Below are 805 nucleotides of genomic sequence, written 5' to 3'. Positions count from 1 at the left end.
GCATCATTCGTTGGATACCTACCTGCCCAAGCTGGTACGTGCCGGGCAGCGCGTAGCCATCTGCGATCAGCTTGAAGATCCCAAAACCACCAAAACCATTGTTAAGCGCGGCGTTACCGAGCTGGTGACACCCGGCGTGGCTACCAACGATAATATACTTAACCAAAAGAGTAACAACTACCTGGCATCGCTGCACTTTGAAAAAAATACTATTGGCATAGCCCTTATAGATATTTCAACAGGTGAGTTCCACACGGCGCAGGGTAACAGCGATTATATTGATAAGCTGTTGCAAAGCTTTTCGCCATCGGAGGTGATCTACCCTAAAAGCCGCACCCGCGATTTTAAGGACAACTATGGTGACCGGTTTTATACCTACGCCCTGGACGAATGGCCCTACAGCGGCGATTACGCTACCGAAACGCTATTGAAGCATTTCGGCGTAAAATCTCTCAAAGGGTTTGGTATTGATAAGCTTAACCTTGGTATTATTGCCGCGGGGGTGGCCATACATTACCTTAATGAAACAGAGCACCGTAACCTGCAGCACATCAGCGCCATTGGCAGGATTGAAGAGGACAGGTATTTATGGCTGGATAGGTTCAGCGTACGCAACCTGGAGCTGGTGGGCTCAACCAATGATAATGCACTTACCCTGGTTGATGTACTTGATCATACCTGTTCGCCCATGGGGGCCCGCCTGCTGCGCCGCTGGATAGTGATGCCCCTAAAGGAGATTAAACCTATCAACGATCGTTTGGGCGTGGTAGAGTACATGATTGAGCATGAAGAGCTGCGCGAAAAC

The 805-nt window shown here is 49.6% G+C and carries 1 protein-coding gene; it reads left to right on the top strand.

The annotated features are described in order from the left end of the window. On the top strand, positions 1–805 hold an 805-nt coding region (locus tag AC1DPZ_RS28315; RefSeq protein WP_477409816.1), incomplete at both ends, for a MutS N-terminal domain-containing protein.

Source organism: Mucilaginibacter sp. P4_G9 (assembly GCF_056400985.1).
This window is presented reverse-complemented; position numbering and strand designations above follow the sequence as displayed.